The organism is Flavobacterium agricola, assembly GCF_025919725.1.
GTDB classification, from domain to species: domain Bacteria; phylum Bacteroidota; class Bacteroidia; order Flavobacteriales; family Flavobacteriaceae; genus Flavobacterium; species Flavobacterium agricola.
Genome location: NZ_CP081495.1, coordinates 1,854,115 through 1,875,315, shown reverse-complemented (window position 1 = coordinate 1,875,315; position 21,201 = coordinate 1,854,115). Strand labels below are relative to the sequence as shown.

The 21,201-nt window shown below is 34.4% G+C and carries 23 protein-coding genes and 6 tRNA genes; all 29 read right to left on the bottom strand.

The features are described 5' to 3' along the window. Positions 1-90: 90 nt before the first annotated feature. Positions 91-176, bottom strand: a tRNA-Leu gene (locus tag K5I29_RS09415). Between the two features lie 6 nt (positions 177-182). Then, a tRNA-Gly gene (locus tag K5I29_RS09410) sits at positions 183-258 on the bottom strand. A 19-nt stretch (positions 259-277) separates the two neighbouring features. Further along, positions 278-363 (bottom strand) — tRNA-Leu (locus K5I29_RS09405). A gap of 37 nt (positions 364-400) precedes the next feature. Further along, positions 401-486, bottom strand: a tRNA-Leu gene (locus tag K5I29_RS09400). A gap of 9 nt (positions 487-495) precedes the next feature. Then, a tRNA-Gly gene (locus tag K5I29_RS09395) sits at positions 496-571 on the bottom strand. A 33-nt stretch (positions 572-604) separates the two neighbouring features. Further along, positions 605-690: transfer RNA gene (locus K5I29_RS09390), tRNA-Leu, on the bottom strand. 184 nt (positions 691-874) lie between these two features. Next, positions 875-1,372 carry a GDYXXLXY domain-containing protein gene (locus tag K5I29_RS09385; RefSeq protein ID WP_264432784.1) on the bottom strand — a complete coding sequence of 166 codons (498 nt, stop codon included), beginning with the start codon at positions 1,370-1,372 and terminating at the stop codon, positions 875-877. Further along, on the bottom strand, positions 1,359-2,408 hold the full coding sequence (locus K5I29_RS09380; RefSeq protein WP_264432782.1) for a DUF4401 domain-containing protein: 1,050 nt from the start codon (positions 2,406-2,408) through the stop codon (positions 1,359-1,361). Before K5I29_RS09380 ends, K5I29_RS09385 begins: the two co-directional genes overlap by 14 nt. Next, positions 2,395-3,354, bottom strand: coding sequence for a DUF2157 domain-containing protein (locus K5I29_RS09375; protein WP_264432780.1), 960 nt, complete (start codon positions 3,352-3,354; stop codon positions 2,395-2,397). The genes K5I29_RS09380 and K5I29_RS09375 overlap by 14 nt, the downstream gene beginning before the upstream one ends. 79 nt (positions 3,355-3,433) lie before the next feature. Beyond that, on the bottom strand, positions 3,434-3,994 hold the full coding sequence (locus K5I29_RS09370) for an HPP family protein (protein ID WP_264432777.1): 561 nt from the start codon (positions 3,992-3,994) through the stop codon (positions 3,434-3,436). Next, the gene (gene mutS / locus K5I29_RS09365; RefSeq protein ID WP_264432775.1) at positions 3,994-6,588 is read right to left on the bottom strand and encodes a DNA mismatch repair protein MutS; all 2,595 of its coding nucleotides are present in this window, start codon (positions 6,586-6,588) and stop codon (positions 3,994-3,996) included. The genes K5I29_RS09370 and mutS overlap by 1 nt, the downstream gene beginning before the upstream one ends. Before the next feature lie 79 nt (positions 6,589-6,667). Beyond that, a complete protein-coding gene (locus K5I29_RS09360) occupies positions 6,668-7,204 on the bottom strand; it encodes a TetR/AcrR family transcriptional regulator (RefSeq protein WP_264432773.1) in 537 nt (178 codons plus the stop codon). A gap of 12 nt (positions 7,205-7,216) precedes the next feature. Further along, entirely contained in the window at positions 7,217-8,425 is a 1,209-nt protein-coding gene (gene pcaF / locus K5I29_RS09355) for a 3-oxoadipyl-CoA thiolase (protein WP_264432772.1), read from the bottom strand. A gap of 11 nt (positions 8,426-8,436) precedes the next feature. Continuing rightward, positions 8,437-8,856: an FUSC family protein gene (locus tag K5I29_RS09350; protein WP_264432770.1), complete on the bottom strand. Its 420-nt coding sequence runs from the start codon at positions 8,854-8,856 to the stop codon at positions 8,437-8,439. 135 nt (positions 8,857-8,991) lie between these two features. Further along, positions 8,992-9,417, bottom strand: coding sequence for a CoA-transferase (locus K5I29_RS09345; protein WP_317134313.1), 426 nt, complete (start codon positions 9,415-9,417; stop codon positions 8,992-8,994). Position 9,418: 1 nt separating this feature from the next. Continuing rightward, complete coding sequence (locus K5I29_RS09340) at positions 9,419-10,336, bottom strand: 3-oxoacid CoA-transferase (RefSeq protein WP_264432765.1); 918 nt, start codon at positions 10,334-10,336, stop codon at positions 9,419-9,421. Between the two features lie 15 nt (positions 10,337-10,351). Further along, positions 10,352-11,131 (bottom strand): 3-oxoadipate enol-lactonase, encoded by a 780-nt coding sequence (gene pcaD, locus K5I29_RS09335; protein WP_264432763.1) that lies wholly within the window; start codon positions 11,129-11,131, stop codon positions 10,352-10,354. A 97-nt stretch (positions 11,132-11,228) separates the two neighbouring features. After that, a complete protein-coding gene (locus tag K5I29_RS09330) occupies positions 11,229-12,014 on the bottom strand; it encodes a 1,6-dihydroxycyclohexa-2,4-diene-1-carboxylate dehydrogenase (protein ID WP_264432760.1) in 786 nt (261 codons plus the stop codon). Between the two features lie 10 nt (positions 12,015-12,024). Then, complete coding sequence (benC, locus tag K5I29_RS09325) at positions 12,025-13,035, bottom strand: benzoate 1,2-dioxygenase electron transfer component BenC (protein ID WP_264432757.1); 1,011 nt, start codon at positions 13,033-13,035, stop codon at positions 12,025-12,027. 12 nt (positions 13,036-13,047) lie between these two features. Continuing rightward, on the bottom strand, positions 13,048-13,533 hold the full coding sequence (gene benB / locus K5I29_RS09320) for a benzoate 1,2-dioxygenase small subunit (protein WP_264432755.1): 486 nt from the start codon (positions 13,531-13,533) through the stop codon (positions 13,048-13,050). A 10-nt stretch (positions 13,534-13,543) separates the two neighbouring features. Then, on the bottom strand, positions 13,544-14,887 hold the full coding sequence (locus K5I29_RS09315) for a Rieske 2Fe-2S domain-containing protein (protein ID WP_264432753.1): 1,344 nt from the start codon (positions 14,885-14,887) through the stop codon (positions 13,544-13,546). A gap of 81 nt (positions 14,888-14,968) precedes the next feature. Further along, positions 14,969-15,892 (bottom strand): dioxygenase family protein, encoded by a 924-nt coding sequence (locus tag K5I29_RS09310; protein WP_264432751.1) that lies wholly within the window; start codon positions 15,890-15,892, stop codon positions 14,969-14,971. Between the two features lie 34 nt (positions 15,893-15,926). Then, entirely contained in the window at positions 15,927-16,217 is a 291-nt protein-coding gene (locus K5I29_RS09305) for a muconolactone Delta-isomerase family protein (protein WP_264432749.1), read from the bottom strand. Positions 16,218-16,219: 2 nt separating this feature from the next. Continuing rightward, positions 16,220-17,341, bottom strand: coding sequence for a muconate/chloromuconate family cycloisomerase (locus tag K5I29_RS09300; protein WP_264432746.1), 1,122 nt, complete (start codon positions 17,339-17,341; stop codon positions 16,220-16,222). Between the two features lie 111 nt (positions 17,342-17,452). Further along, on the bottom strand, positions 17,453-18,337 hold the full coding sequence (locus K5I29_RS09295; protein ID WP_264432744.1) for an AraC family transcriptional regulator: 885 nt from the start codon (positions 18,335-18,337) through the stop codon (positions 17,453-17,455). A gap of 156 nt (positions 18,338-18,493) precedes the next feature. Further along, complete coding sequence (locus tag K5I29_RS09290) at positions 18,494-18,877, bottom strand: DUF3037 domain-containing protein (protein WP_264432742.1); 384 nt, start codon at positions 18,875-18,877, stop codon at positions 18,494-18,496. Continuing rightward, entirely contained in the window at positions 18,867-19,646 is a 780-nt protein-coding gene (locus K5I29_RS09285; RefSeq protein WP_264432739.1) for a HipA family kinase, read from the bottom strand. Before K5I29_RS09285 ends, K5I29_RS09290 begins: the two co-directional genes overlap by 11 nt. Before the next feature lie 106 nt (positions 19,647-19,752). Further along, a complete protein-coding gene (locus K5I29_RS09280) occupies positions 19,753-20,286 on the bottom strand; it encodes a YceI family protein (RefSeq protein ID WP_264432737.1) in 534 nt (177 codons plus the stop codon). Between the two features lie 25 nt (positions 20,287-20,311). Further along, positions 20,312-21,028: a pirin family protein gene (locus K5I29_RS09275; protein WP_264432735.1), complete on the bottom strand. Its 717-nt coding sequence runs from the start codon at positions 21,026-21,028 to the stop codon at positions 20,312-20,314. Positions 21,029-21,201 lie beyond the last annotated feature (173 nt).

Genomic DNA, 21,201 nt, shown 5'->3' with positions numbered 1-21,201 from the left:
AATTTAGTAAAAAATTAACATGGTGACGTTCATCGTGTATTTGTGCAGTTCAACGAAAAAAGCCTTAAATTGTTACATTTAAGGCTTTTGTACTCAAGGCGGGACTTGAACCCGCACGAGCATTACTGCTCACTGGATTTTAAGTCCAGCGTGTCTACCAATTCCACCACTCAAGCGAAGTTTGGAGCGAAAAACGGGGTTCGAACCCGCGACCTCAACCTTGGCAAGGTTGCGCTCTACCAACTGAGCTATTTTCGCAAATCATTATTTAATTTTGTACTCAAGGCGGGACTTGAACCCGCACGAGCATTACTGCTCACTGGATTTTAAGTCCAGCGTGTCTACCAATTCCACCACTCAAGCAAAAGGTTAATTAACGTGATTTTTACTATAAAAATAGTACTCAAGGCGGGACTTGAACCCGCACGAGCATTACTGCTCACTGGATTTTAAGTCCAGCGTGTCTACCAATTCCACCACTCAAGCGTTAATTATTGGAGCGAAAAACGGGGTTCGAACCCGCGACCTCAACCTTGGCAAGGTTGCGCTCTACCAACTGAGCTATTTTCGCGTTTACATTAAAATAAGAACATTTTAATCTTAGTACTCAAGGCGGGACTTGAACCCGCACGAGCATTACTGCTCACTGGATTTTAAGTCCAGCGTGTCTACCAATTCCACCACTCAAGCAGAAGTACTAACAAAACTGTTGTAAAAAATGTGTTTATTACTTTGGTATTGCGAGTGCAAATATATAAGGTTTTTTTGTTTTTACAAACCTATTAAGCTAAAAAAAAACATCTTTTTTTTAATTGTTTGATTCTTAGTTTTTAATAAATTAATTGTAGTTGTTTTTTTATAAATATTTATTTGTTTATTCGATTTGTATTTTGTTTTTATCATATAAACCAACTAAAATTGAATTCCCTTTTTCATCCACTTTTAAACCTCCAAAAACTGCTTCAGCAAATTTATCAGCTTGGCCTTCTTCAAAAAAATAACTTTCTGCCCCTAATTTTATTCTTCCATTATTCCAATCATTAGGCTGATGCGTGTATTTTAGAATAATTTGATGATTTGGTATTTGTTGAAATTGTTCTGTAAATAAAATGGGTTTGTAGTTTGCCGTACTATCTTTTTCGAAAATGACATAACCTTTTGATGGTATATTATCTGGAAGTTCATTGTTTACAGCATAGTTCAATACCATATAATCGCCTTGCATTAACGAACGAGGATCTACAGGCGCTAATTGAAGTAATAATAATTTTCCTTGGCTTAGAGTTTGTTCTTTTAGTTTTACAGAATTCAAAAAATAACCTCCAACTAAAACGAGATTTATTGTAATTAAAAATAATTTAATTTTTTTCATTTTTTCGAAGAAGTTTAATTAATACATATTGCAACAAAAAAACAAGGCCACTGCCCATTAATAGTAACGATTTGTTTAATAAAGTTGTTTGTAAATCGTAATACATAAATCCTAAAAATAGAATAAAATATAAGCAAGATGTTATAAAGAACATATCATCTTTAAATTTATATGCTAAAATGATATACAATAAACCATAAAGCAAATACGGTTCATAATATATTAATATGCCAAATAACAGTGCAGTTAGTAAATATAAAGCAAATTGTATGGGATGTTTATAATGTTTTAAATCAGTTCCTTTTAAAAATGTAACATATAAAATAAGTAGTAATGCAATTGGAATTATATTTTTTGTAAATAACCCTGTTTGTGTTATGTCATATATATGAAAACTACTTGTTATTTTTTGTAATTGATAGATTAGTAATAAATATAGTTGAATGGCTAGCAAAACAGGTGTATAAAATTTTTGCCAAGTAGCATTACCAAACCATAAGACTTCTTTTTTATAAACTAAAACCAATGCTATAAGTGCTATAAGGTTTAAGTAATTAAATGCTGTAGTACCAAAAAAAGAAACAACTAGCAATGTTAATGCGGTTAAAACTCCAATTGCTGATATAAGCTTAATTATAGGGCTTAATAAGTAATATAAAGCTAAAAGATTTATAATTATTAATATAACATATATGGTTTCTGCTGTTAGGCTTTCTAAAATTAAATAACTTAAAAAGCAGCTTATCCCGGTTAGAAATGTTGTGGTTAAAAAGGTTTGAATAATTTTTGAATTTGTTTTTTGGTTTACCAAAAATGTAAGACCTAACAACGCAAATGCTACAAGTAAAAGCACTATGTTATTTTTAAATTCGGTAACTAAAAATAAAAAAAACAAAAAGGTAATGTTGGCAATGCAGCCGCCTAATAAAGTTAAAAAGTAAACAATAAAACTTGGGCTTTCCTCTTCCATCTTATTGTACTGTATTGCTTGGCTTTGCAATGTATTTATATGCTGAATTTTATTAATTAAGTTCATTTTTCCATTTTTTTTGTAAAGCCATAATTGCTACTACCGATAAAGTAATGTAAGCGATTACAACCAAAGTGATAATTAAAAAGATGCCAATATTCATTTCTACAAAAGCATAAATAAAAGCAATTAATAAGCTTAATGTGCTAACAGCTAATAAAGCAGCAAAAAATATGTTTTTATAATAAAACAAGCTAAAAGCAGTATCTAATAGTACCCATAAACTTAATAAAATTGACCAACCTAAAACATGTTCACCCGCAATAGTAAAAGATAGAATATTAGTTGCAATAAGTAAATTGATACCTAGGAATACATAAGTTAAATAACTTGGGTGTTTGCGTTGGCTTGAAAAAGCCAAATACCATTCTACAACAACAGGAATGCTGTTAAGTATAATAAAGTAAAAAAGGTTGTTTTCTAAATTATAACTTGTAGGTGCTTGTGTTTGTTCAAAATAAAAAAATAAGGTTACATTAAGCAATAATATATAAAGCAGCCAAAGCGGTTTAAAGTTAGCTGTTATAACCCATAAAAAACTAAAAACAGCCCAAGCCAAGAAAAAATCGTAAGCGTTTGCACCTGTCTGATAAATTTGGCCGTAAACAGCAAATAAAACGCCAAGTACTAAACAGGCAGCAGTTAATGTAATTTGCTTAACAATTACTGAAATTTTGGATATAAATTGAGGAATGGTAAGGGCAATAAGTAAGCTAAAAATAAGACTCAGTTTACTAAACTTATGCAAGCTTTCCCAATTGTAAGCAAAAAAGAAAACAACACCAATAACAAAAAGGCCCACGCCTAAAACTAAGGTTGCCCTTTCAAAAAAAGTAAACCATTGTTTTGTGTTAGGATATATATTTTGTGAAAGAAATTGTTTTATGTTTTGCGAACTCCAATCCGATTGTGCAGCAATTACGCGCACATCTTTTTTAGATATTTTTTCCATGATCTTACGATTATTTACTATAAATGTAATAAAACTAGATTTATTGCATAAAAAAATAACCTTAACATATATGCTAAGGTTATTTTTTAAATATATTTTGAATAGGATATTTTCTGCCTTTTGGAATATTGTTACAAATTAGCGCAAAAACAAACAAAATAAAAACGCCTGTTAATACCGGGCTAAAGGCATAAATATAACCCATATTGGTAATGCTCGGTCCTCCAGTTACAGCTATTAATGCTGTTGCTCCACCTGGGGGATGCAATGCCTTTAAAATTTGCATGCAAATAATAGATAAAGAAACGGCTAGGGGGGCAGCAACCCAGATTAAATTAGGCAATAATTTAAAACAACTTATCCCAATTAACGCCGATATAAAATGGCCTAAAAATAAATTTCTGGGTTGTGCCAATGGGCTGTTAACTGCACCATAAATTAAGACACAAGTTGCTCCAAAAGAACCAATAAGTAAAGTAAAACCCAATTCATTAAATTGGTTGTAATGCAAATAACTTATAGTACCTAAACCTAAAAACGAACCTACAAACGCCCAAAAATGTTCTTGTTTGTTAACTAAGGTTTCCTTGTAAATTACATATTTTGCTTTTCTAAAAGTTCTACTTTTTTTAATTAACATTAAACTAATTTCTTTTTTAATTCATTCAACTTTAATAAAGCTTCAACCGGAGTTAAGGTATTTATTTCAAGATTAGCTAAATCTTGCTTAATCTCTTCTAAAACCGGATCACCCATGTCAAACATATTAAGTTGAATGTCTTGAATTTTTAAATCAGGTTTGCTATCCGTTTTATGGCTAGCTTCTAATTTTTTTAATATTTTTTGAGCTTTAGTAATTACCGTTTGTGGCATACCGGCCATTTTTGCAACGTGAATTCCAAAACTATGTGCGCTTCCGCCAGGAACTAGTTTGCGTAAAAACAAAACATTATCTTTAAGTTCTTTAACCGAAACGTTATAGTTTTTAATGCGCGAAAATTGATTTTGCATGTCATTTAATTCATGATAATGCGTAGCAAATAAGGTTTTAGCTTTGTTAGGGTGCTCGTGCACGTATTCGGCAATGGCCCATGCAATCGAAATTCCATCGTAAGTTGAGGTTCCGCGGCCTATTTCATCCAATAAAACTAAACTGCGATTGGTAAGGTTATTTAAAATAGATGCGGTTTCGTTCATTTCAACCATAAAAGTTGATTCGCCCATAGAAATGTTATCTGATGCACCTACGCGTGTAAATATTTTATCTACAATGCCCATGGTAACTTCGGTTGCCGGAACAAAACTTCCCATTTGAGCCAATAAAACAATTAACGCCGTTTGACGTAAAATAGCCGATTTACCCGACATGTTTGGCCCAGTAATCATGATAATTTGTTGCGATTCGGTATCTAAATAAACATCGTTTGCTATATAAGGTACATCAAACGGAAGTTGTTTTTCTATTACCGGATGGCGCCCTTCTTTAATATCTAAAACAAAATCGTCAACTAAATTAGGACGAACGTAATTATTATCAATAGCCAATTGTGCAAAAGCTTGTAAGCAATCTAATTGTGCCACCAAACCAGCATTTAATTGTACAGGCTGAATGTACTGCGCACACCAAATAATAAACTTTTCGTAAATCTCGGCTTCAATTCGCGCAATGCGCTCTTCGGCTCCTAAAATCTTAGTTTCGTATTCTTTAAGTTCTTCTGTAATATAACGCTCAGCGTTTACCAAGGTTTGTTTACGAATCCATTCTGCCGGAACTTTATCTTTGTGCGTATTTCTAACTTCAATATAATAGCCAAATACGTTGTTAAAAGCAACTTTTAGTGACGGAATGCCGGTGCGTTCGCTTTCGCGCGCTTCTAAATCGGTTAAATAGTTTTTGCCGTTTTGAGAAATGTTGCGTAGCTCATCCAATTCGGTGTTTACGCCAGCTGCAATAGCATTGCCTTTATTTAAAGCAACTGGTGCATCGGTTGCAATGGTTGTGCTTATTTTTTCGCGAAGCAATTCGCACGCATGAAAATTATCGCCAATGGTTTTTAAAGCTTCGTTTTTGGCAAGCAAAGCTTTTTGTTTGATAGGAATAATAGCATCCAACGAATCTTTTAAATAAAGGATTTCGCGTGGCGAAACTTTACCGATAGCTAATTTAGAAATTAAACGTTCTAAATCTGAAATTTGCTTGATTTGGTATTGAAAAAATTGCAACATTTCAGTGTTTTCTTTTAAGTACGAAACAACTTCATAACGTGCAATAATTTTATTTTTGTCTTTTAATGGTAAAGCCAACCAACGTTTTAATAAACGGCCGCCCATGGGCGATAAGGTTTGATCAATTACATCCAATAACGTGGTTGCGTTTTGGTTGGTGCTGTGGTGTAATTCTAAATTGCGAATGGTAAAACGGTCCATCCAAACATAGGCATCTTCAGCAATTCGCTGAATATTTGCAATGTGCTGGATGCGGTTGTGCTGCGTTTCTGATAAATAATATAAAACGGCACCGGCTGCAATTACGCCTTCGGTCAGCTCTTCAATTCCAAAACCTTTTAGAGAGTTGGTTTTAAAATGTTGGGTTAAGGTTTCGTATGCATAATCTTCTTTAAAAACCCAATCTTCTAAATAAAACAGATTAAAATCGGATCCGAAATGGTGTAAAAAATGATTTTTATTTCCTTTTTGCACTAAAACTTCGCTTGGACGGAAGTTTTGTAATAACTTATCAATATATTCTTCATTGCCTTGAGAAGTTAAAAATTCGCCCGTAGAAACATCTAAAAAAGCAATACCAATATTTTTTTTACCAAACTGAATGGCAGCTAAAAAGTTGTTGGTTTTGGCTTGTAAAACTTCGTCATTAATAGCAACGCCCGGTGTAACCAATTCGGTCACGCCACGTTTTACAAGGGTTTTAGTCATTTTTGGATCTTCTAACTGATCACAAATAGCCACGCGCAATCCTGCTTTTACCAGTTTAGGTAAATATACGTTTAAGGAATGATGCGGAAAACCAGCCAATTCGGTTTCGCTTGAGCTGCCTGCGCCGCGTTTGGTTAAGGTTATGCCTAAAACTTTTGCAGTACGAACTGCATCTTCACCAAAAGTTTCGTAAAAATCGCCTACGCGGAATAACAAACACGCGTCTGGATATTTATTTTTAATTTGGTTGTATTGTTGCATTAATGGCGTTTCTTTTACCTCTTTTTCTTTTTTAGCCATCTTGTTTTTTGAAGTTAAACTACAAATATACCATAAGTAAAACACAAAAAAAAGCAACCCATTTACGGATTGCTTTAATTTATATAAGTGCATATTTCTTTTTGAGTAACGTGGCAATTTCTTGGTAACTTTCTTTAGTTAAGTTGCCAGAAACATAGTTTTTCCAAACGGTATCTGTAAAAAGTAATAATATTTCAGCTTCGTACTCAGCTTTAGGATATCCCAATGATTCAAAACAACGTCGTAATTTATCATGACTGGGTTTCATAAAGTTGGTATGATATTGCTGTGCAATAGGATTTAGGGGTAAAATTTTATAAATCATACGCCAAAAATCAAATTTATCGTCTACCAACTCAATAGGTAAATCTATAAAACGAATTAAAAAATCTTTAGGAGCATTACGCGCCAATTTATTTCGAGTAAAATCTATCGCCTCTAAATAATCTTTTTTAATCAGCTCTTCGAGCAAGTTATCTTTGGTGCCAAAATATTTGAAAATTAAAGCTTCAGATACGCCTGCCTGTTTTGCTATTGATTTAGTTGAGGTCGCTCGCGCACCTTGTTCTGTAAAAAGAATAAGGGAAGCATTTAAAATTTCCTGTTTTTTCGACATTTTATTTGGGAATTATACGCGTTCTAATACAATTGCATAACCTTGACCTACGCCAATGCACATGGTTGCTAACGCATATTTTTTGTTCGTTTTTTGTAATTCTAAAGCAGCAGAATATGTAATTCTTGTACCTGACATACCTAGTGGGTGACCGATAGCGATAGCACCACCGTTACGGTTTACGCGTGCATCATCATCAGCTAACCCTAAAGCACGTGTACAAGCTAAAGCTTGTGCTGCAAAAGCTTCGTTAAATTCTAATACATCCATATCGTCTAACGTTAAGCCCGCTCTTTCTAACGCTTTTTGCGTTGCTGTTACTGGACCAATACCCATAATACGCGGTTCTACACCAACAACTGCTGATGCAACAATACGTGCCATTGGTTTTAGGTTGTATTTTTCTACAGCTTCGCCAGATGCTACATAAACGGCAGCAGCTCCGTCATTTAAACCTGATGCGTTACCAGCGGTTACTGTTCCGTCTTTTTTAAATGCAGGGCGTAATTTTGCTAAGCTTTCTAAAGTTGAGTTGCCACGGATAAATTCGTCTTTATCAAAAACAACAGGTTCACCTTTACGTTGTGGAATGACAACCGGTACAATTTCTTCTGCTAAACGACCATTTGCAGTTGCTTGAGCTGCTTTTAACTGAGAAGCTAAAGCAAATTTGTCTTGATCTTCGCGAGAAATATTATACATATCCACTAAGTTTTCCGCCGTGATTCCCATTGGATCGGTTCCGTACATTTCTTTCATTTTTGGGTTTACAAAACGCCATCCGAAAGAAGAATCTTCCATTTTAGAATCTGTACCAAAAGCTTTAGAGGGTTTAGAAACCACAAGCGGTCCGCGTGTCATATGTTCTACACCACCTGCAATAAAAATATCACCTTCGCCAGTTTTAATAGCGCGAGATGCGTTTACAATGGCTGCCATACCTGATGCACATAAACGGTTAACCGTTTCGCCTGGTACAGTTACTGGTAAACCAGCTAACAAACCTGCCATACGAGCCACGTTACGGTTATCTTCACCAGCTTGGTTGTGACATCCTAAAATAACATCGTCAATTTTATCGGTCGGGATATTTGGGTTTCTTTTTACTAATTCTTCAATCACAATGGCAGCTAAATCGTCTGTTCTAACAGCAGATAAACCTCCGCCAAAGCTTCCTACTGGGGTTCTAATCCCATCAATTATATAAGCTTCTTTGTTCATTTTGTCTAAATTTATTCTACAATATTGTAATATTTTTTTAGCTTTCTAAGCGCCATTGATGTAAACAAGGTGATTAAAAAACCAATTCCACAGCCAACAGCTACAGATGCAAAACGTAAAATTGGTGTTATGGCTATGTTTGAAACGTGCGGTTGTATTAAGATGATTATTAATGCTACAATAGCTACGCGAGCCATGTTCATAATATTAAATAAATAACAAATTACGCAAGTGCTAACAATGCCGATCATCACCAAATAAATTGGTGGATCGTTGTTAATGTACACGCAACAAAGCCCAACGATAGAACCTATAAGGTTCGATTTTACGCGTTCTTTAGAAAGTTTTCTAGAATCTTTTGCCTCGGGAGAAATAACAAGAATGATTGAAAGTAATCCCCAAAACGGTTCGTAATGGGGATATTGAATCATTAAGTTATACCCGATTGTAAAGCCCAGTAAACATCTGAAAATATATATGAGTAACTGTGATGTAATAATTTTTTTTATGAAATTCTCCATATGGTTTGTATTTGGTTTACCCAAATTACTACATCTACATTTAATTTAGCTTAACTTTTCAGCAAATTTTGCTGTTGTTGTTGCACGAACTTCTTCTAAAGTTGCGCCTGGCATAACTTCTGTTAAGGTTAATTGTCCGTCAATAAATTCAAAAACAGCTTTGTCTGTAATTACCATATCAACTGCTTTTAATGCTGTTAATGGTAAGGTACATGCAGGAACTACTTTTGCATCGCCATCTCTTTCAGTATGCATCATGGTAATGATTAATTTTTTAGCTCCAGAAGCTAAATCCATTGCACCACCAACGCCTAATAAAGGTTGACCAGGAACTGCCCAGTTAGCTAAGTTTGCCGCTTCGTCAACTTGTAAACCACCCATAACAGCTACGTCAATATGCTTACCGCGAATCATAGCAAATGAATCTGCAGAATCAAAATATGAAGCACCATCTAATGCTGTTACCGGAATTTTACCCGTTTACCGGATATTCCATAGCACCACCACCATCAGTAGGAGCAGGACCAACGCCTAACATTCCGTTTTCGGTATGTAAAATGATACCGTCTTCTTCAGAAATTAAATCGGCAACTAAAGTTGGAATTCCAATTCCTAAGTTTACTACATCACCTTTTTGTAATTCTTTTAAAGCACGTTTAGCCATATTCATACGGCTTTCAGAAACTTTTTTGCTTGAAGAAACTGATGCTGAACTTCCTAAATCTTCTAACGTTAAAGTTGCTTGTACTAAATAATCTACAAACGAACCTGGTGTGTGAATAAATTCTGGTAAAATTTCGCCAACCGGTACAATTTCTTCTACTTCAACAATTACTAAATCGGCAGCTGTTGCCATAGCACGGTTAAAGTTTTGCTCGGTCATACGGTATTGTAAGTTTCCTGCTGTATCTGCTTTCCAAGCACGAATAAATGCAACGTTTCCGCGTAAGCTTGGAATTAAAACTTGTTCTTCGCCGTTAAATATTTTAGTTTCTCTGCCTTCTGCTAATGCTGTTCCTGCTGAGGTTGGTGTGAAAAAACCACCAATTCCTGCACCACCTGCACGTAAAGCTTCTGCTAAAGTTCCTTGAGGTAATAATTCATATTCTACTACACCATCTTGAGCTGCTTTTACTGCTTCAGGATTTGAAGTGAAGAAAGAACCAATCATTTTTTTTAATTGACCGTTACGTAATAAACGTCCGCCGCCAATACCAACTTCACCAACATTGTTACCAATGAATGTTAAGTTTTTTGTTCCAGTTTCTGCTAAAGCATGCATTAAGTGAACTGGGTTTCCTGTCATCCCGAATCCACCTTGTAATAATACATCGCCGTCCTTTACCATAGCTACCGCTTCTTGTAAAGAAATTTGAGGAACTTGTTTCATATAATTGTGTGTTTATTAATGTTGTAAATAATGTATAATATGTTTTGAGAATTCTCTCGGATGTTCCATGTTTGATAAATGCGCAGCATCTAATGAAATTAGGTTGGTAACGCCTGCATGTTTTTGAATAAACTTAGCATCTTCTACCGTTGTAACTTCATCTTTGCTTCCTGCAATAATTAGTAAAGGTTTTACCAATTTGTGTAATTCTTCTCTAAAATCGGCATGAGCAACTGCGTGACAACATGCGGTGTAGCCTTGTAAAGTATTTGCCTGAAAATCGGCTAATATTTTTTCTACTTTTTCTGGATTGTTTGCACGGTAATGTGGCGTAAACCAACGGTCGGCAGTACCTTGTAAAATGCTACCTAAACCATGTTCGGTAACTTGTTTAATACGTGCTTCCCAACTTTCTACCGTTCCAATTTTAGCAGAGGTATTACAAATAATATATTTTTTAAAACGATCTGGTCTGTTAATTGCTAACCATTGTCCGGTTAATCCGCCAATTGAAAGGCCACAGAAAAAAACGTTTTCTAGTTTTAATGCATCAACAAGTTCAACTACATCTTCGCCAAGCTCTGCAATTGAAACTTTGTCTTGATTAATGGTACTTTCACCATGTCCTCTTTTGTCGTAACGTAGAATGTTAAAATAATGACTTAGTTCGTCAATATTATCTTCCCACATTGAATAGTTTGTACCTAATGAATTTGAAAACACTAACGTATGATCGTGTCCGAAGTTTTCGTATAAATAGTTACAAGTGAAATTCTTTAATTCAATTTTAGGCATAGTACTTTGTTTTTTTTGATTAAAATAATAGGTAGCTAAAAGCTTGTAATAAAAACAAGAAACTATCTATAATAAAAATTACAGATAGTTACTTATATTATCCTAAATCTCCGCCAGAAACAGGAATTGTAATTCCGGTAATGTATTTGGCTTCGTCTGAGGCGGCAAATAGAATGGCGTTAACCTGATCTTCTATTTGTCCGTATTTTTTTACTAAAGTTGACTCTCTAGTTTGATCTACAATTTGTTGGTACCAAACTTCTTCTTCAGCAGTCATTTTATTCTCATTACGAGGAACAATACGTGCTGGAGCTTCTGTACCTCCGGTAGCTATGGCAACTACGCGAATGTTGTTCGGTGCCTGTTCAAACGCTAATGATGCAGTTAATGCATTTACGCCTCCTTTTGCAGCTGCATAAGGAATGCGGTTGATTGAACGTGTAGCAATAGATGAAACGTTAATAATTACCCCACCTTTATTTTCTATCATTGCAGGTAGTACGCTGTGGCACCCCCATAATGTTGGGTATAAAGAGCGGTTTATTTCTTTAACAATTTCGTCTTCTTTGTAATGTTGGTATGGTTTAGCCCAAATGGTTCCGCCTACGTTGTTGATTAATATATCAATACGATTAAAAGCCTTTAGGGTTTCTGCCACTACTTTTTCAAAACCAGCATACGTTTCCAAATCAGCAAGTACAGCAAGTACTTGTAAGCCTTGTTTTGCTAATTCATCGGCTACGCCTAAAACAATATCAGAGCGGTCTACCAAAACGGTTTTTGCTCCTTCATTAGCTAAACGTTCTGCAACGCCTTTACCAATTCCTTGTCCGGCACCGGTTACAATAGCAACTTTATCTAAAAATCTGTTTTCGAAAATCATTGTCGTGTTATTAAGCGGTTGTTGTACCTGTTGGTACAAATTTTTCAGTGTAGAAGTTGTCAAATTTAATTTGATTCGCTTCTAATGCATTTTTAACTGCATCAACCATGGCGTTTGGTCCACAAATGTAAATGTCGTAAGATGGCGCTGTTAAGGTATCTGTATTGATCCATTGTGTTACAAAACCGGTAGGGAATGTTGTTGATTCTTCGTTAGAAACACAAGCGAAAGTTTCTACATTAATGTTTGCGTAACCTTTAATTCGCTCTAACTCAACCACATTTTCTGTAGTTGTTGCACCGTAAAACAATTGAATGTTTTGCGCACATTTTTCTGCATTTAATTGCTCCATCATCGCAATGAAAGGTGCAATTCCTGTTCCACCAGCAAAGAATAATGTTGGTTTTGTAATTTCACGGTTATAAAAACTTCCTAACGGACCAGTGATTTCTAATTGATCACCCACTTTTGCTTGACGTAAAAAGTTTGACATTAAACCAACTTCTGGGATTAAACGAATGATAAATTCCATTTCGTCTGATCCTGAAACTGATGAAAACGAGTACGAACGTGTTAAGCCAGATCCTGGTACTAAAATGTTAGCATATTGCCCTGGTAAAAAAGCAATAGTTGCGCCGTCGTTTGTTTTTACTCTTAATTTTACTACTTCTGAAGATAAGAATGTTAATTCTGTAATTTCAGTTTGGTAGTTTGTAGCTTCAACTTTACAAGCTAATGAGCTTGCTAAAATATCTACTACCATATCAGATTCTGGGCGCATTTGGCACGCTAATCCGTAACCTTGTGCTGCTTCTTCGTCTGATAAAGCTTCTTCAATATAATCTCCTGCATCAAAAGATCCACTACGAGATAAACATTTACAAGTTCCGCATGCTCCATCTGCACAATCTAACGGAATGTTGATTCCTTCTCTATACGCAGCTTCTGCAATTGTTTCGTATCCTGACGTTTCAATAAAACGAGTGATACCATCTTCAAAATTTAGTGCAACTTTTGCCATATGTTTTGTATTCTAGATATGATATACGTCTAAAACTTGACGGATATAATCGTTTTTAAGTATAATTTTTTTGTTAGCAATTAAGAAAGAATCGTCTACTTTTTTTAACGTATAAAAACTTGTTCCGAAATAATGATCGGTGTTTTTGTAACGGAAAGAAAGCGTGTGCCAGTTAAAACGGATTTTAACTTCGTTTTCATTTTCTTCTAAAATTTCAACATTGCTAATGTTATGTGATGTTCTTGTTTCTGGAGTAGAAGCAGATGAACGCTCTGTTTTAATACGGAAAATACGGTCTTCTAAACCACCTTTGTTAGAGTAGTAGATTAACGAAATTTCGGTATGTGGGTTTGTAGTTAACTCATCTTCATCTGTCCATCCTGGCATCCAATAGGTACAATCTTCATCGTAAAATTTTAGCCATTCATCCCATTCTTTATCATCTAAATGACGTACTTCTTTGTATAGAAATGCAAGTATTTTGTTGTAGTTTTCCATGGTCAAATTGTTACTTTTCTAAGTTTTCTAATTCAATCGCTTTTTTAAGCTCTTTTTGCCAGTATTCATGTTGTGTCAAGAATAAGCCTTCGTCTTCTGATTTAATACCAGAAATTAATGGTTTAATGCCCATTTTTTGTGCTTGTTCATCTTGCCCATAAATCCAGTGTGTTGCACCGCGGCTCATGTCGTTGAATTTTAATTCTGTAGATAAATATGCTACTTGACAAGAACGGAATTCTTCTAAATCATCTGGTGTTCCCATTCCGGTAACGTTAAAGAAATCTTCGTATTGACGAATACGTGTTGCTCTTTCTTCAGCGCTTTCTCCTTTAGGAGCAAAACAGTAAATAGTTACTTCAGTTTCGTTTACAGAAATTGGTTTTACTACACGAATTTGTGTTGAAAACTGATCCATGATGAATAAGTTTGGATAAACAGCTAAGTTGCGTGTCATGTTTACCATGAAACCAGCTTTGTCTTCACCAAACTCAGCGATTAAGCGATCTTTTTGTGCGTAAATTGGGCTTACTTCTGGGTTTAATTTATTGGTCCATAATAACATATGTCCGTTTTCAAATCCGTAAACTCCAGCAACCGATTTAGACCATCCGTTTGCGTCAACTGCTTTTGTAGATTCTTTTGCATAATCTCTACGTCCCATAGTTGCAACATAGTTCCAGTGTACAGAAGATACGTGGTATCCGTCAGCACCGTTTTCCATTTGCAATTTCCAGTTTCCGTTGTAAATGTATTGTGAACTACCGTTTAAAACTTCTAAACCTTCTGGTGCTTGGTCAACAATATGATCAATAATTGTTTTAGATTCTCCTAAATATTCTTCTAAAGGTAAAACGTCAGCACTTAATGAACCGAATAAGAAACCTTTGTACGATTCAAAACGCGCAACTTTAACTAAATCATGAGATCCGTCGCAGTTAAATTGCTCTGGGTATCCGCCTGTTCTAGCATCTTTTACTTTTAATAATTTACCTGCGTTGTTAAACGTCCATCCGTGAAACGGACAAGTAAATGAAGATTTATTACCTTTTTTGTAGCGACATAACTGTGCACCTTTGTGCGTACATGAATTAATTAATGCATGTAATTCTCCGTTTTTATCTTTGGTAATTACAACCGATTGTTTTCCGATTGTAGTTGTGTAATAATCATTAATATTTGGAATTTGAGTTTCGTGAGCTAAATACACCCAGTTTGCCTCAAAAATATATTTCATCTCCAAATCAAATAATTCTTCGTTTGTAAATGATTCACGGTTATGACGGTAAATGCCGTTTTCTTTATCGTGAACTAACAAAGAATCTAAATATTCAGTGGTTACTTTTTTGCTCATATCCTTATTTTTAAAAATAAGGGATTCGAATAATAAAGCTTCGAATCCCTTATAACTATGAATAACTATTAATATTTGAGATTATACAGAAGCTCTTGTACGGTGGTTTTCTCCTGCTGGTGCTTGCTCTTTTTCTTTAACCATGTTGAAGTCGAAGTCAATTTTAGCAAACGCTTCGTCTTTTCCGTATTTTGCTGCATCTTCTGCAGAAATGCGATTTACTGCTGGAACTAACTCAGGACGTGTTGCGAAAGCGAAATCATCATAAGTTAATGGGTCACCTTCAATATTAATTTGTGTAGTTAATTTTCTAAAATCTGGATGTGTTACAAAGAAGTGAATGTGCGCTGGACGTGCTCCGTGACGACCTAATAACGACATTAACGTATCTGTAGATCCACCCGGAGGACATGCATATCCTACTGGTAATACAGATTTAAATTCATATTTACCATCTGCACCTGTGCGGATTGCTCTTCTTAAGTTGAATTCTGGTTGTGTAGAATCAAAGTGAGAATATAAACCTTTTAAGTTACAGTGCCATACTTCAACTAACGCGTTTTCAACTGGGTTACCGTTTTCATCTTTAACATAACCGCTCATAAATAAACGCTCAGCATCTGGTTCAACCTCAGTTTCTAATTCAGCATAACCTAACGATTCTGGTGATCCAGCTACGTATAAAGGTCCTTCAATTGTACGAGGTGTTAAGTTGTGAATACCAGCTTGTTCATCTTCCCAATCCATTTTAACATCAATGAATTTTTCAATTCCTAAACCAGCAAAAACTAATCCCCATTCGTTGTTTTTACCTGTTTGTGTTAACCAATCACAAGCTTTCCACATTTCTTCAGAAGTAATGTCTAAGTCAGCCATTGCATTAAATAAATCTTTTAATAATCTATTTACAATTTCTTTTACTCTTTCGTTTCCTTCTCCTGCTTTTTCTTGCGATTTTATTAGCTCTAAAGTTGCGTCGATTAACGACTGATCCATTCTTGCCATAGTTTTAATGTTTATTTATTGTTGTTATGTTTTGTTATAGTATGTTTTCGCGTACTGCGTTTGGGTGTTTTGTAACGCTTGTTACCTTAATTGTCATGTACGGAAATAAAGGTAATGAGCTGATGATTTGATGAAATTCTTCTGGGCTTTCTACATCTAAAACTGAGATGTTAGAATATTTACCAGCAACGCGCCATAGGTAAACCCATTTTCCAGATTTTTGCCATTTTTGAGAAGTTTCTTTTTCTCTAGCAACGTAATCTGCAATTTTTTCTTCACTCCAAGTTTCTGGGATTTTTACATCCATTTCAACAACGTATACCATGTTTATTTTCTTTTATATTTTTCTACTTGATTCATGTCTAATTCAACTCCTAAACCTGGTCCTTCAGGAATTTCTAATGTATTGTTTTGATAAACAATAGATTTTTTAACAATATCGTCTGTTAATAAAAGTGGACCAAAAAGTTCAGTTCCCCAATCTAAGTTAGGTAAGGTTGAGAATAGGTGCGCAGATGCTAAGGTTCCAATGGAACCTTCTAACATGGTACCTCCGTATAATGAAATTCCTGCTCCTTGTGCAATTGCTGCTTGACGTGCAATGTTTGTTAAACCACCCGATTTAGCAATTTTTAATGCAAATACATTTGCAGCATGAATTTTAGCTAATTTAAACGCATCAGAAACGGTTCCTGCAGCTTCATCAGCCATAATTGGCACTTCAAAATATTCGGTTAAACGTGCTAAGCCTTCAAAATTTGTTTTTACTAAAGGTTGTTCAATTAAATCAACACCAGCATCTTGTAATTTTTGAATTTGTTTTTTAGCAACTTGCTCGCTCCAAGCTTGATTAACATCAACCGTTACTTTATAATTTTCACCTAAAGCTTGTTTAATTGCCGAAACGTGAGCTACGTCAACATTCGGGTCTTTTCTACCAATTTTAAGTTTAAATGTATTGTGTTTGTTTTCAGCAATTAATTTTTTTGCCTCATCAATATCTTTTTGTGTATCACCACTTGCTAAAGTCCATAAAACCGGAAGTTGAGTTGATATAGAACCTCCAAATAAAGTTGCAATTGGCACGTTTAAACGTTTACCTTGAGCATCTAATAAAGCAGTTTCAATTCCTGATTTTGCAAAATTGTTTCCTGAAATGTTTTTATCTAACATTTTCATTAAACTATTTATTTGTGTAGGATTTTGTCCAACTAACAAAGGAGTAAAATAGGTGTCAATCGCTAATTTAATTCCTTCTGGAAATTCATCTGCGTATGAAATACCACCAATGGTAGTAGCTTCACCAATTCCTTCGATATCATCACTACAAATAATGCGGATTATTACCATAGATTGTTTCATCATTACAGCCATTGATAAATGGTGTGGACGAATGGTTGGTAGATCTACAATTGTAGCTTCTATTCTTTTTATTGTTATGTTGTGCATTTTGTGAAATTTTACGGTAAGTGACCACTTACTTTTCCACAAATTTATAGCTTTATGAGTTGATTGAGGTAGGATTATTTTTGTAAAAATGGTACTTTTAATACCTGATATTTACGCTTTTACTTTAATTTGCCTCTGAAATTCTTTGGGCGTAATGCCTGTTTTCTTTTTAAATAAACGAGAGAAATAACTTGGATCTTCTATGTCCAATTCACGAGCAACCTCGTTAATGTTGTACTTTAGGTTAGATAGTAAAAGTTTAGCTTCGGATATGTAATAATCTACAATTACTTCTCGAGGCGATTTGTTGGAGATGTTTTTTGTTACACGCGTTAAATGTGTGGTTGTAATCCTTAATTCTTGTGCGTATTCATCAATCGTTTTTTTAAACGAACGTGATTCTGCAATGAGCATCATAAAGTTTCTGAAATAAACTTTGTACGAATTATCTATTACTTGTTCTAACACATTATCTTGGTGTTGTAAGCGATATAAATGAATAATAAGTTGCCCAACTAGATTTTGCAACATGATTAGTTTACCGGGTTGATTCTCATTATATTCTTGTACACATTGTTTTAATATGTTAATAATAACTAAATCATTAGCATCTAAAACATCAATGTTTTTTGCAAAAATTTTATACAAGGTAAAAAGCACTTCAGCTTCTCGGTTCAATAAACTTTCTAGTACAGAATCAGATAAGGAAATAATCCAACCGCTAACCTCGGTATGGTGAATAAAACCGTGTGGTGTATTTTTAGGAATGGTGATAATACTCGGTCCTTCTATTTCGGTAGATTTGTTTTGATAGGTAATTTCAGTAATTCCTGATTCAATATAAAAAATCTGAAATAAATTGTTGTGCGCATGTACTTCAACCTTATTGTTGTTGTTTTTTCCTATTTCGCCAAACGGATGCACGTTAATTAGCCCGCGAGCAAACTCGATGGAATCACTACCGTATAAGCCTTGAAAAAATACTTTGTTGTACATGTTTTTGTTATTTATTCAAATTTATAAATATTTAAATAAAAATTGAAATGAAGAATTTGTTTTAACTATTTGTAAAGAAAAAATTATAATAAATTAGATTTATGCCGACTATTTTGCTAATAATGAAATCGGAATTACAGTTTTGTTTCTTAAAAATTACAAAACAAGCTCTTGATATAAAGCTTCAAAAGTTTCGTTTATATTTACCGTGTATCCCGGATGCGGGCGTGAGGTTTGAATGCTCGAGCTTTTAACGGCTGTAATCCATCTAAACTTTTCATCAATCTCAAATTGACTAATAGGACTGCGATTGGTTTTATCTGTACAAACTTTTTCAAAAGCAGCTAAGTTTTTTTCTAACTGATCTATATCAAAATCTGCACATAAACACTGAATTTTATGTGTTGGTATTTGATACTGAATTTTTAAAAACTTTAGTCGTTTGCTAAATAAAATTAAACCAACGTTTACAAATTCTTCACGCTCTACCTTAGGTACTACGCGAATTACTGCGTATTCAAAAATATATTTATCTTGCATTTTTTGCCTGATTTAAAAATATTTCGGCGTTTGCCAAACGTAGCGTTAAAAAATTATAATATACAGCTCTAATTTCGTCAGGTGTTTGTTCACTACCTTCCCATAATAACCAATCTTCAGGAATGGTTTGTACAATGTTTTGTAAAACTTCTGGGGTTAATTTTTTAGTAAATTCAGCATGAACTTCATCTAATTTTGTGGCTTTGCTAATTAAAACATGATCTTTAATTAAGGCGAAAGGTGTTTTAGCAGCTTGTTCCCAATTGCTCCATGAATGATGAAAATAAAAAGCAGCACCATGATCTATTAACCACAATTCTTGTTTCCAAATCAATAAATTGGTGTTGCGGTAGGTACGGTCAACGTTTGTAATATAGGCATCCAACCAAACAATTTTACTGGCTAAAAGTTCGTCGCAATCGTTTGTGGCAAAATCAAAGGTAAAAGCACCTTGTAAATAATGCAAGCCCATATTTAATCCTTTACTAAAAACAAGTAAATCCTGAATTTCTTCATCGGCTTCTGTTTTTCCGAATTGTTCGTCTAAATTAACAAAAACCAATTCGGGTACCGGTAGTGCTAAAGCTTGTGCAATTAATCCGCCTAAAAGTTCGGCAATTAAAGCTTTTACGCCGTGGCCTGCACCTCTAAATTTTAAAACGTATTTAAAGCCATCATCAGCATCAGCTAAAGCCGGCAAAGAACCGCCTTCACGTAAAGGTGTTATATAGCGGGTTACGGTTACCGTTCGTAAATTCATGTTTTCCATAGCTACAAAGATACAATTTTTTAGTTTTTGTTTTTTAAATGTACTTTTTAAGCATAAAAAAAAGCTGCATGATGCAGCTTTTTTATAATTAACCTTTACTAAATAATTATTGTTTGATGAATTGTAATTCGATATCAAACTTTACTTCTTCAGAAACTAAAACACCACCAGTTTCTAAAGCTGAGTTCCAGCTTAATCCGAAATCTTTACGGTTAATAGCTCCTTGAATATTTAATCCTGATTTTGTGTTACCCCATGGATCAGTTAATTTTCCAGAATATTCTCCGTTTAATTGTACTAATTTAGTAACATCTTTAATAGTTAAATTACCTTCAATAACGTAATCGTTACCAGATTTTTGAGTAATTGCAGTCGATTCAAATTTTAATGTTGGGTATTTCTCAACATCAAAAAAGTCAGCACTTCTTAAGTGGTTATCTCTGTCTGCGTTGTCTGTGTTAATAGATGTTGCTTTTGCTTCAAAATGCAATTTAGCACCTACTAAGTTTTCTTCGTTTGCAGTTTCAGCAGATGCTGTGTAATCTTCAAATTGACCTTTAACGTTAGTAAACATCATGTGTTTAACTTTAAAACCAATTGTTGTGTGTGTTGGATCAACTGTCCATTTAATATTTGACATAATTATATAATTTTAGTGTTATTACTTATTTTAACATAGGTACCTCCATTAACAAAAACGAGCTATTTTCTAGGGCTTTAATGTTTAAAGTTGTAAAATTTTCTATTCCTAATCCATCTCGGGTTTCTAAAACCTGATCGGCAACTGTTACAGAACCAGATAATACAAAAATGTACAATCCGTTGCTTGTTTGATTTATGGTATATTTTTTTTCAAACCCAGCATCAAAATCGGCTAAATTAAACCATGCGTTTTGGTGTATCCAAGCTCCGGCATCGTTTGCGTTTGGCGAAACAATTTGCTGAAACGTGTTTTTACGATCGGCAGGATTTAACGTAATTTGATCGTAACGTGGGGTTACGCCTTGCTGATTTGGAATTACCCAAATCTGTAAAAACTTAACGGCTTTATCACTGTTTTTATTATATTCACTGTGCATAACTCCAGTTCCTGCACTCATAACTTGTACATCGCTATGACGAATAATTTCTTTATTTCCCATAGAATCCTGGTGCTCCAAATCACCTTCTAACGGAATCGAAATAATTTCCATATCACGATGTGGATGCTGACCAAAGCCCATGCCACCCGCTACGTAATCGTCGTTTAAAACGCGAAGCGCACCAAAATGTACACGGTTTTCATCAAAATAGTCAGCAAAGCTAAAAGTATGATAACTTTTTAGCCATCCGTGGTCGGCAAAACCACGTGTATTTGCTTTATGTAATGTTGTTGTTAGCATCTGTTTTATTTTTTATCAAAGTTACTTTAACTATTTTTTATTCTAATTAATCTATATTAAGAAATTATATTTGTAGCAAATAATTCTTAAAATTGAAACATAAATTACGAATTATAAAATGAATTAGTGAAAAAACTAACTACCAATGCAAACTTATGTACACAACTATTATC